This is a genomic window from Streptomyces abyssomicinicus (genome assembly GCF_008974245.1).
Lineage (GTDB): Bacteria > Actinomycetota > Actinomycetes > Streptomycetales > Streptomycetaceae > Streptomyces > Streptomyces abyssomicinicus.
In genome coordinates, this window is the sequence record NZ_BBZI01000006.1 from 1,355,047 (window position 1) to 1,365,266 (window position 10,220).

General features: G+C 72.7%; 10 protein-coding genes. 4 read left to right on the forward strand and 6 right to left on the reverse strand.

The annotated features are described in order from the left end of the window. Positions 1–287 precede the first annotated feature (287 nt). From GBN72_RS13460 to GBN72_RS13475, 4 genes are all read left to right on the forward strand, one after another. The gene (locus tag GBN72_RS13460; RefSeq protein ID WP_369695883.1) at positions 288–524 is read left to right on the forward strand and encodes a glutaredoxin family protein; all 237 of its coding nucleotides are present in this window, start codon (positions 288–290) and stop codon (positions 522–524) included. 150 nt (positions 525–674) lie between these two features. Further along, positions 675–1,589 carry an HAD family hydrolase gene (locus GBN72_RS13465; protein ID WP_151771910.1) on the forward strand — a complete coding sequence of 305 codons (915 nt, stop codon included), beginning with the start codon at positions 675–677 and terminating at the stop codon, positions 1,587–1,589. Positions 1,590–1,955: 366 nt separating this feature from the next. Continuing rightward, positions 1,956–2,729, forward strand: a complete 774-nt coding sequence (locus tag GBN72_RS13470; RefSeq protein WP_151771911.1) for an ECF subfamily RNA polymerase sigma factor, BldN family — start codon at positions 1,956–1,958, stop codon at positions 2,727–2,729. 224 nt (positions 2,730–2,953) lie between these two features. Beyond that, a complete protein-coding gene (locus GBN72_RS13475; protein ID WP_151771912.1) occupies positions 2,954–4,189 on the forward strand; it encodes a DUF5667 domain-containing protein in 1,236 nt (411 codons plus the stop codon). 61 nt (positions 4,190–4,250) lie between these two features. Here the strand turns inward: GBN72_RS13475 and GBN72_RS13480 are convergent, their stop codons facing one another. The 6 genes from GBN72_RS13480 to GBN72_RS13505 all read right to left on the reverse strand — a co-directional run bounded on the left by GBN72_RS13480 (position 4,251) and on the right by GBN72_RS13505 (position 10,201). Further along, positions 4,251–5,339, reverse strand: a complete 1,089-nt coding sequence (locus tag GBN72_RS13480) for a lysophospholipid acyltransferase family protein (protein ID WP_151771913.1) — start codon at positions 5,337–5,339, stop codon at positions 4,251–4,253. Between the two features lie 19 nt (positions 5,340–5,358). Further along, positions 5,359–6,555 (reverse strand): NAD-dependent epimerase/dehydratase family protein, encoded by a 1,197-nt coding sequence (locus GBN72_RS13485; protein ID WP_151771914.1) that lies wholly within the window; start codon positions 6,553–6,555, stop codon positions 5,359–5,361. 234 nt (positions 6,556–6,789) lie between these two features. Next, positions 6,790–6,888 (reverse strand): 30S ribosomal protein bS22, encoded by a 99-nt coding sequence (locus GBN72_RS13490; RefSeq protein ID WP_003948845.1) that lies wholly within the window; start codon positions 6,886–6,888, stop codon positions 6,790–6,792. Between the two features lie 145 nt (positions 6,889–7,033). Beyond that, positions 7,034–7,246: a helix-turn-helix domain-containing protein gene (locus GBN72_RS13495; protein WP_159105670.1), complete on the reverse strand. Its 213-nt coding sequence runs from the start codon at positions 7,244–7,246 to the stop codon at positions 7,034–7,036. 1,119 nt (positions 7,247–8,365) lie between these two features. Next, positions 8,366–9,538, reverse strand: coding sequence for an acetoin utilization protein AcuC (locus tag GBN72_RS13500; RefSeq protein WP_151771915.1), 1,173 nt, complete (start codon positions 9,536–9,538; stop codon positions 8,366–8,368). A gap of 18 nt (positions 9,539–9,556) precedes the next feature. Next, a complete protein-coding gene (locus GBN72_RS13505; protein WP_151771916.1) occupies positions 9,557–10,201 on the reverse strand; it encodes an HAD family hydrolase in 645 nt (214 codons plus the stop codon). Positions 10,202–10,220 lie beyond the last annotated feature (19 nt).

Here is a 10,220-nt window from a genome sequence, read left to right on the forward strand (position 1 = left end):
CACGCTCCTCTTCGATGCACGCCCCCGCAAGCAAATTCGAGGTCAAATCCTAAGCGAACAAAAGAGGTCGACCGAACCGTCACGCAGCGCGAACCCGCAGGTCAGAGGCAGATTCCGGGGTGCGGTGAGAGCTATCTCTCCTCCGCCGCGCTCGTTCTCCCCCTCTTTCACGCCCGTCCGGCCCTCTCCGCGGCCGCCCGCCCGCGAAGACGATCACGACGACGCCACGGCCCGCGCGGCCGTCGCAACCGCGCACGACGGCCGCGGTTCGCGCCACAATGGCGGGCATGAGTGATCTGGTGACATTGATCGGCAAGCCCGGATGCCATCTCTGCGAGGACGCGGAGAAGGTGGTGGCCAGGGTCTGCGGAGAACTCGGCGTGCACTGGGAGCAGAAGGACATCACCCAGGACGAGGAACTCCACCGCGCCTACTGGGAGCAGATCCCGGTGGTCCTCATCGACGGGCAGCAGCACACCTTCTGGCGCGTGGACGAGTCCCGCCTGCGGGCCGCCCTGGCCTGACCCCGGCCCGCCCGGCACCACCGCCCGGCCCCACCGCCCCGCCTCCACGGCCCCGGCCCCCGCCCCCTCCCCCGGCCCCGCCCCTCGGTGTTCACAGGACGACAACCTCGCCGCCCCGAAGCCGTCCCACGATCTGGATATGCTCACCGCATGGCCGCTCTTGGATGGCTCCTCCCCCGCAAGCGCTTCGCCACGGCGCGCAGCGTCCTGGCCGGCGAGGCCGCGGCGGAGGCCGCCCGCAAGTCCTCCCGCGAGCTCGAGCAGGAGGCCCGGTTCCCGGTCCTCGGCGACACCCACGCCGCGGCCTTCTTCGACCTGGACAACACGGTCATGCAGGGCGCGGCCCTGTTCCACTTCGGCCGGGGCCTGTACAAGCGGAGGTTCTTCGACACCCGCGACCTGCTCCGGTTCGCCTGGCAGCAGGCCTACTTCCGGCTGGCCGGCGTCGAGGACCCCGCGCACATGCAGGAGGCCAGCGACGCCGCCCTCTCCATCGTGAAGGGCCACAGCGTCGAGGAACTCCGCCTGATCGGCGACGACATCTACGACGAGTACGTGGCCGGCCGCATCTGGGGCGGAACCCGCTCCCTGGCCCAGGCCCACCTCGACGCCGGCCAGAAGGTGTGGCTGGTGACGGCGGCCCCGGTGGAGATCGCCCAGACCATCGCCCGGCGCCTCGGCCTGACCGGCGCCCTCGGCACCGTCGCCGAGTCCGTGGACGGCGTGTACACCGGCCGCCTGGTCGGCGAGCCGCTGCACGGCCCCGCCAAGGCCGAGGCGGTGCGCGCCCTCGCGGCCGCGGAGGGCCTGGACCTGGCGCGCTGCGCCGCCTACAGCGACTCGTTCAACGACATCCCGATGCTCTCGCTGGTCGGCCACCCCTACGCGATCAACCCTGACACCCGGTTGCGCAAATACGCGCGCGAGCGCGAATGGCGACTGCGTGACTACCGCACCGGCCGCAAGGCCGCGATGGTCGGCATCCCGGCCGCCGCCGGCGTCGGCGCGGTGGCCGGGGGAACGGCCGCCGCACTGGCGCTGCACCGTCGCCGCCGCCTGGTCTGACCTGCGCTTCTCCTCACCCCACCGCCCTTTCCGCGCCCGACGGCACCCGGCCCCCGCGGCCCGCGTGCCCGTCGGGCGCCTTCGCGCGCGCCCGCGGCAGTCCTGACGCTCCGCTCACATCGGCCGGAGCCGGACAGGGCCCGCTCGAATCTTGGCCGGATGCGATCGCCAAACGGTCCCACTTCGACACCGGATCCGACCCCAACAAGCCACAGAAGCGACGTAATCGATGATTTGAGCAACTCGGCGTAGCTGCGCCTGTACGAAGCGTTATTCTCCTCAGACGCAATTCGGTTCCCCTCCGTCGCCACGACGGGTGAACGGTTCCGCACTGCACGTGATGGAAGCTCTGCCTCTGGGAGTCCCGTGTACCCACACGTCGGGGTTGACGCCTCGGGCCTGGCTGCGCTCCGCTCAGCGGCCCTGGAGCTGTTGCGCGGCTTCGTCCCCACCGCGTACGCCGTTCCCGCCCTCGCCGCCACCGCCCCCGCCGGCCCGTGCTACGCCCTCGCCGAGGGCGGGGCGACGGTCGTCCGCCGGGGCCGCGCGGGCGCCACCGCCGCGCCCGCCCGCCGTCCCGCCGCGGACAGCGACAGCGCCCGCATGATGGACCTGGTCGAACGCGCCCAGGGAGGCGAGGCCGAGGCCTTCGGGCGCCTCTACGACCAGTACAGCGACACCGTCTACCGATACATCTACTACCGCGTGAACAGCAGGGCGACCGCGGAGGACCTGACCAGCGAGACCTTCCTGCGCGCCCTGCGCCGCATCGGCACCTTCACCTGGCAGGGCAGGGACTTCGGCGCGTGGCTGGTCACCATCGCGCGCAACCTGGTCGCCGACCACTTCAAGTCCAGCCGTTTCCGTCTCGAGGTGACCACCGGCGAGATGCTCGACGCCAACGAGGTCGAGCGCTCACCCGAGGACTCCGTCCTGGAGCATCTCTCCAACGCCGCCCTGCTGGACGCCGTCCGAAGGCTCAACCCCCAGCAGCAGGAATGCGTCACGCTCCGTTTCCTCCAGGGCCTGTCGGTCGCCGAGACGGCCCGGGTGATGGGGAAGAACGAGGGCGCGATCAAGACCCTCCAGTACCGCGCCGTCCGCACCCTCGCGCGGCTCCTCCCCGACGACGCCCGCTGACCGGCGGACACCACCGCACCCGGCCTTCCGGACGACCACCCGGACGGCCACCCTCCGCACCGGTCAACTCACGTAGGGTGAAAGGTTGTTGACTCGGCGGTCCATCCGCCCGGAGTCCGTAACCGAAGTGCCCGGCCGCTCGTTGTCCGGGATACAGGCTCCCTGCGGACACCCCGAGGTCCCCGCCGGGGAGTCGTCCGTCATGACGAGAGGAGGTGCCGCCAGTGATCGCGAACGTATCGGCGCACCGGCGGGCGAACGCCTTCGCCCAGGCCCTGGAGGAGCTGTCCGACCAGGGCACGGCGGCCGAGCAGCCAGAGGGATCGGCGGCACCGGCGCCGGCTGCTGCGGAGAAGACCGGGCAGGCGGCCATGCTGGCCGTCGCCGCGGGTCTCGGCGAACTGCCCAAGCCGGAGCTCGACCCGGAGGTGAAGGTCGTCCAGCGCGCCCAGCTGGTGGCCGCGATGGAGGCCATGGTCAAGGAGGGCGCCTTGGGCGACGCGTCCACGCGGGTCCCCGACCAGCGTTCGACCCGGGCGCGCGGCGCCCACCGGGCGAGCGCCCTGGGAAAGCTCCGGCCGCGCTCACGCCTCACCAAGGGACTGGCCGCCGGCGGGCTCAGCGTCGGCGTGGCGGCCAGTGCCTTCGGCGGCGTGGCCGCGGCCAGCTCCGACGCCCTCCCCGGTGATTCGCTCTACGGCCTCAAACGCGGCATCGAGGACTTCCGCCTCGGTCTCGCCGAGGACGGGACCGAGCGCGGCGAGATGCTCCTCGACCAGGCGTCCCGGCGTCTGGCCGAGACCCGCCGGCTGATGGAGCGCGGCCGTGGCGGCCACCTGGACCACGAGTCCGTGGGCGAGATCCGCCGCACCCTGTCCGGCATGCACGAGGACGCCGCGGAGGGCCACCGCCTGCTGCACGACGCCTACCAGCGCGACCCGGACTCCCTGGCCCCGATGCGGGCCCTCTCCGCCTTCGCCGACCGGCACGGCCGGACGTGGGACGAGATGCGTGACCGTCTCCCGGTCCAGCTGGGCGACGTGAGCGAGGAGGTCACCTCGGTCTTCGACGCCATGGAGCAGGAGGTGGCGCCGCTGCGCCCGCTGCTGCCGGAGGCGCCGTCGTCCGGAGGGCAGGACGCCAGGCCAGGCCGGGGCACCGATTCCGGTTCCCCCGGCTCCACGCCGTCCGGGGAGCCCACCGCGCCCGGCAAGGGCGAGGGCGGGACGGGCTCCACCGGCGCGAAGGATGGGAGCGAGCCCGAGGCGTCCCCGTCCGCGGACACGGACGGCCTGCTCGGCGGCAACACGGGCGGTCTGTTCGACCCGCCGCCCGAGGAGGACCAGGAGGCCGATTCCACCCGGCCCGAGGGTGAGGAGGACGGCCGCAGGGTCACCCTCCCGCCACTGCTCCCCGACCTTCTTCCGGGCCTCGGCCTCGGCGGGGATTCCACGGAGTGAGCGGTTGAGGGGGCGGTCCGTCGGGCCGCCCCCTCGCGCGCAGCCGGTCAGAAGAAGCCGGTCAGAAGAAGATCGACCGCCTCCGCACCAGCAGCTTGTACAGGGTGTGCTGTATCTCTTCCCGTACCTGGTCGGTCAGGTTGAACATCAGCATTGGGTCGTCCGCCGCCTCCGGCGCGTACCCGTCGGTGGGGATGGGCTCCCCGAACTGGATGGTCCACTTGGTGGGCAGCGGCAGCGCGCCCAGCGGCCCCAGCCAGGGGAAGGTGGGCGTGACGGGGAAGTAGGGCAGCCCGAGCAGCCGCGCGAGGGTCCGCGCGTTGCCGATCATCGGGTAGGTCTCCTCCGCGCCGATCACCGAGCACGGCACGATCGGCGCGCGTGCCCGCAGTGCGGTGGAGACGAACCCGCCGCGCCCGAACCGCTGGAGTTTGTACCGTTCGCCGAACGGCTTCCCGATGCCTTTGAAGCCCTCCGGCATCACGCCGACCAGCTCGCCCCGTGCCAGCAGTTCCGCAGCGTCCTCGGCACAGGCCAGGGTGTGTCCGAGCTTGCGGGCGATCTCGTTGACGACGGGCAGCTGGAAGACCAGGTCGGCGGCGAGCAGCCGGAGGTGACGGTCCGCCGGGTGCGTGTCGTGCACGGCGACCTGCATCATCAGGGCGTCCAGCGGCAGGGTGCCGGAGTGGTTGGCGACGATGAGCGCCCCGCCCTCGGCGGGGATGTTCTCGATGCCCTTCACCTCGACCCGGAAGTACTTCTCGTACAGCGGGCGGAGCAACGCCATCAGCACCTCGTCGGTGAGCTCGGCGTCGTACCCGAAGTCGTCGACCTCGTACTCGCCGGTGACCCGGCGGCGCAGGAACGCCAGTCCCTTGGCCAGCCGCCGTTCCAGCCCGCCGGATCCGCCGCCGGGGGCCGGGCCGGGGTCGCCGGGGTCCTCGCCCCGGCGGGGGGCTCCGTCCCCGTCCTGGACGCCGTGGGGGGCCTGCGCGGCCCGGGGGCCGCGGGGCGTGCCGGGGCCCGGGGAGTCGCCGTGGCCCTGGGCCGGCAGCGGCACCGTGCCGTCGCCGCCGGACCGCCCGCCGCGCGGCGCGGAACGCCGCCGGGCACGGTCGTCGTCGAACGGGATGACCTTCGCGTCCGCCATCGTGACTGTGCTCCTCCGTCTACCGCGTGGCCTGCGTGCTGGTGCTCCTCCGGCCGCCTCCGGGCCCGCGGCCGACGGGGCCGCCGCCCGGTCCTGGTTCCCACGGTCCGGCGTCTCCTGTCGCGCCCTCCCCCGGCGGGCCGCCTCCCGCCACTCCGTCGCCCGTCAGCCCGTCGCCCGTCACGCCGTGGCCCGTGACGGCCTCGGTGAGCCTTCCGACGGCGGCGGCGAGCAGGTCCGGCGGCAGCAGTCCGGGTCCGGTGGCCGAGGCGAAGTCCGCGAACGTCTCCGCCGTGCTGTGCCGGGGGTGGAAGCCGAGGACCTCGCGCATCTGCCGGGTGTCCACGACCCGGCCGTGGGTGAGCAGCCGGATCTGCTCCGGGGAGAAGTCGGAGAGCCCCAGGGTCCGCATCAGCGACCCGGTCAGGGTGACCGCGGGCAGCAGCACCGGCGCGGTCGGCCGCCCCACGCGCCGCGCGCACTGCGAGAGCGTCAGGACCCCGTCGCCCGCGATGTTGAAGGTGCCGTTGTTGAGCGTCCCCGGCTCGGGTTCGCGGGAGGCCCGCAGCAGCACGTCGGTGACGTCGTCCTCGTGGACGAACTGCAGCCGCGGGTCGTAGCCGAGCACGGTCGGCAGCACGGGCAGCCGGAAGTAGGAGGCGAGCGGGGTCTCCACGCCCGGGCCGAGGATGTTGGCGAACCGGAGCACGCACACCGCCACGTCCGGCCGCCGCCGCGCGAAGCCCCGCACATATCCCTCGACCTCGACGGCGTCCTTGGCGAAACCGCCGCTGGGCAGCGCCTTGGGAGCCGTGGTCTCGCGGAACACCGCCGGGTCGCGGGGCGCCGACCCGTACACGGTGGTACTGGACTTGACCACCAGTCGCCGCAGGGCGGGCGACTTCTGGCAGGCGCCCAGCAGTTGCATGGTGCCGATGACGTTGGTCTCCTTCACGGAGGACCGGTTGCCGCCGGCCAGCGCCGTCCCGGTGACGTCGAGATGGACCACGGTGTCGGCTCGGTGCTCGGCCAGCACCCGGCCGATCGCGGGCTGCCGGATGTCCGCCCGCACGAACACCGCCTCGCCCAGGTCGTGCTCGGGCGTGACGGCGTCCACCGCCACCACCCGTTCCACGTCCGGCTCGCGCAGCATCCGACGCACGTAGAGGCTCCCCAGCCGCCGGGCCGCCCCGGTCACCAGCACGATCCTGCCCAAGACCCGCGCCTTCCCCTCGTCCCCCGCGTCCCCCGCGTCCGCCGGACTCCCTTACGGCGGTACGCGACAACTTAGCCGCTCCGTGTTGCGCGGACGTGGCCGTCACGCTGCCGCCGCCCACCGCCCACGTCACCCTCACGTGCCCCGCCGCCCCGCCCCGGACACGACCGCGGCCCCCCACCGAACCGGTGGGGGGCCGCAGGGGCACGCTTTCGCGGCGTGTGCCGCGTCGCGTTACTTCTTGTTGCGACGCTGGACGCGCGTGCGCTTGAGCAGCTTGCGGTGCTTCTTCTTGGCCATCCGCTTGCGCCGCTTCTTGATAACAGAGCCCACGACTTACCCTCGCTCACTTCTCATCACTCGGCGTTGGGCGCCATGGGCCCATACGACCTTCGAGGGGAAAGCCTACCTTCCCCGGGCCGGGAGGTCGTAATCGAGGGGGCCCCGGGTTGACCCCGGGACCGCCCCACGATGCCTCTCAGGCCGTCTCGACCCCCACATAGCTCTCGCGAAGGTACTCGTGAACCGCCTGCTCCGGAACTCGGAACGACCGTCCGACCCGGATGGCGGGCAGATGACCGCTGTGCACCAGTCGGTACACGGTCATCTTGGACACGCGCATCACCGAGGCGACCTCCGCCACGGTAAGGAACTGAACCTCGTTCAGAGGCCTTTCGCTGCCAGCTGCCATGACACACCTGAACCCTTCGCACTCGACGGCCACCGGCTTCCCCTTCCGGTGACTCTTCGTCGCTGCGTGCTCACTCCCCAGATTAGGTGCGGGTGATGCGAGTGGGGAAGAGGAGCCGCCATCACCGGCCTACCGTGACAGACACCCGCGATTGAGCACGCAACGGATAAGCGGGGGACGCCACCCGGGCCTCACACCCACCCCAACCGGAACGCCGGCGGCGGCTCGCGCCCCCCGCGCCACCGGCGGGTCCGGCCATCCCGCACGCCCCGGCGTACCCGCTCGCCCGCACCCGCGCTGACCTGCCCGGCAACCCCGGCGGCACGATCCCGCCCGGCCCGCCGTACCCGCCCCGCCGGCCCCTGCGGCGCACCGTGGAACCGCCTCCACCGCGCCCGCCGCGGACCCGGGCACGCCGGTGGTGCGCCCCGCCTCCCGGAATGACCGGGACGGCCCGGCGGGGACAGTCAGGAGGCTGCCGGGGTTGCTGATGCGTAGGCGGAACCGGGTCGTTTTGTCGACACGCTGACCCCGCATCGGTCGCAGGGAACCCGTCACACCCGTCGAGAGCCCTCCATCCGGCCTGCCGAGGGCCACTCGCCCCTTCCCCACCGCACCGTCACCGGAGCCCGCGCTTCCCCCGCCCCCGAAGGCCACCGGCCCGGATTCCGGATACGCGACGGGCCGACTCCGCCCCGATCGCCCACGATCACATACTGCCCGCTCAGCCGACGAAAAACGACCAAATCCCACTAGAACCCGACCACCCCCGCACCCCCTCCACCCTCCGGGGACAGCGGGGCCCGTACCTCCCCGCGGGCACACGCCCCACCGTCCTGCGGTGCCACACCCCGCCGTCCTGCGGTGCCGCGCCCCACCGTCCTGCGGTGCCGCACTCCACCCTCCTGCGGGCGGCTGGGCCGCCCAGGGGGCGGCACGGGCGGGCGCAGGGCGGCGCCGTACGCGGCGAGCGGTCCGCTCCACCACGCGCAAGCCCCGCGGTGCCGTACGCACGTGACCTCACCGCCGCGTGCCCAAGGGGCCCAGGACCCGCCGCGCCGGCGTCACGTAGGGCGATTGCCGCGGCGCTCCCACACCGCAACCATCACGCCGCAACCCTCACGGCATCAACCCCCGCAGGGGATAGACCGCCTTACGCGTCGCAAGGATCGCCTGGTCGAGCCGATCCGCCGGGTCGTACCCGTCCCCCCACTCCCGGAACGTCACCGGCCACCGCCCGTCCGTCATCCGCCGCGGCCCCGGCTGCCGGGTCAGCGCATACACCTCCTGCCGCCACCCCTCCGGCACCTCAGTCTCCGGCGGCACCGGCCGCCCCGCGGCCACCGCCACCAGATGCGTCCACGACCGCGGCACGACGTCGACCACCTCGTAACCCCCGCCACCGAGCGCGATCCACCGCCCCTCGGCATGCGCGTGCGCCATCCCGTGGCACGCCGCCTGCACCGCGTGCTGCGCGTCGAGCGAGACCGCCAGATGCGCCAGCGGGTCCTCGAAGTGCGTGTCCGCCCCGTGCTGCGTGACCAGCACCTGCGGCCGGAACTCCTCCAGCAGCTCGGGCAGCACCGAGTGGAACGCCCGTAGCCACCCCGCGTCTCCCGTACCGGCCGGCAGCGCCACGTTCACCGCGCTTCCCTCCGCGCCCGGACCGCCCGTCTCCTCGGGCCAGCCGGTCTGCGGGAAAAGGGTCCGTGGATGCTCGTGCAGAGAGACCGTCAGAACCCGCGGGTCGTCCCAGAACGCGGCCTGCACGCCGTCACCGTGATGCACGTCGACATCCACGTAGGCGACCCGCTCCGCACCAAGCTCCAGGAGCCGGGCGATGGCCAGCGCCGCGTCGTTGTACACGCAGAAGCCGGACGCCGCACCCGGCATCGCATGGTGCAGCCCGCCCGCGAAGTTCACCGCGTGCAGCACATCACCCCGCCACACCGCCTCGGCAGCCCCCACCGACAACCCGGCGATCAGCGCCGACACCTCGTGCATGCCGGCGAACGCCGGATCGTCCTCGGTCCCCAGCCCGTACGCCGGGTCGGCCGACGCGGGATCGGCGGAGGCCGACTTCACGGCCTCGATGTAGTCCTGGCGGTGCACCAGCCGCAGCGTGGAGTCCCCGGCCGCGCTGGCCCCGGCCACGGTGAGCTCACGGTCCAGTCCCAGAGCGGCCACCAGGCCCCGCGTCAGCTTCAACCGGACGGGATCCATCGGATGCCCTCGCCCGAAGTCGTAACCGGTGACTGCCTCGTCCCACATCATCTGCGCGCGGCCGCTCATGACGGCCACGCTATCCGGTCAGCCCAGCAGGGCGGCCAGCTCCCCCATCGTCGAGAACAGCGTCTTCGCACCCGCCAGCTTCTCCGGCGGCGTCATGCCCGTGAACCCGTAGACGTCCATCCCCGCGGCGACACCGGCCTGGACGCCCAGCGGGCTGTCCTCCACCACCGCGCACCGCTCGGGCGCGACACCCATCGACCGCGCGGCGTGCAGAAAGAGGTCCGGCGCCGGCTTTCCCCGGCCGACGTCCTGCGAACTGAAGATCCGGGCGTCGTCGAACCACCTGTGCAGCCCGGTCCTCCGGTGCCCCACCCGGATCCGGTCGTGGCTCCCCGACGACGCGACGCAGAACGGCACCCCCGCGTCCGTCAGCCGCCGCAGGACGTCCGCGGCACCGGGCACGGGCTTCAACTCCCGCTCGAAGGCGGCGAAGACGCGGCCGTGGAACTCGTCGTCGAACTCATCGGGCAGCCGCCGTCCCGTCCGCTCGAGGATCAGGTCGTGGACGCGGTGCAGGGCAGAACCCATGTAGTCGCGGATCGAGTCCTCGTAGGAGGTCTCGTGCCCCAACTCGGTGAGATAGCCGGCCAGGAGCCGGTTGGAGATCGGCTCACTGTCGACGAGCACACCGTCGTTGTCAAAGAGGACGAGGTCGTAGCGCATGGCTCCGAGCCTAAACGTC

Excerpts from the sequence above, each read along its gene's own strand:
- GBN72_RS13460 (WP_369695883.1), top strand. The coding sequence starts at position 288 with ATGAGTGATCTGGTGACATTGATCGGCAAGCCCGGATGCCATCTCTGC.
- GBN72_RS13465 (WP_151771910.1), top strand. The coding sequence starts at position 675 with ATGGCCGCTCTTGGATGGCTCCTCCCCCGCAAGCGCTTCGCCACGGCG.
- GBN72_RS13480 (WP_151771913.1), bottom strand. The coding sequence starts at position 5,339 with ATGGCGGACGCGAAGGTCATCCCGTTCGACGACGACCGTGCCCGGCGG.
- GBN72_RS13495 (WP_159105670.1), bottom strand. The coding sequence starts at position 7,246 with ATGGCAGCTGGCAGCGAAAGGCCTCTGAACGAGGTTCAGTTCCTTACC.
- GBN72_RS13500 (WP_151771915.1), bottom strand. The coding sequence starts at position 9,538 with ATGAGCGGCCGCGCGCAGATGATGTGGGACGAGGCAGTCACCGGTTAC.
- GBN72_RS13505 (WP_151771916.1), bottom strand. The coding sequence starts at position 10,201 with ATGCGCTACGACCTCGTCCTCTTTGACAACGACGGTGTGCTCGTCGAC.